Origin of the sequence: uncultured Shewanella sp., assembly GCF_947491715.1 — a bacterium.
Lineage (GTDB): Bacteria > Pseudomonadota > Gammaproteobacteria > Enterobacterales > Shewanellaceae > Shewanella.
On the sequence record NZ_CANLKR010000177.1, the window covers coordinates 1 to 201 of the forward strand.

A 201-nucleotide genomic window follows, 5' to 3' on the forward strand; every position below is an offset into this window, starting at 1 on the left:
GGTCGGTGATAGAGGATTCGAACCTCTGACCCTCTGGTCCCAAACCAGATGCGCTACCGGGCTGCGCTAATCACCGATTTAATCGATTCTATTTCTAATGACCTTGTGGCATTAGAAAGGGTAAAAGTGGGGTGACTGATGGGGCTCGAACCCACGACAACCGGAATCACAATCCGGGGCTCTACCAACTGAGCTACAATC

The 201-nt window shown here is 51.2% G+C and carries 1 tRNA gene; it reads right to left on the reverse strand.

The features are described 5' to 3' along the window. Positions 1-2: 2 nt before the first annotated feature. Positions 3-76, reverse strand: a tRNA-Pro gene (locus Q0779_RS23980). Between the last annotated feature and the right edge of the window lie 125 nt (positions 77-201).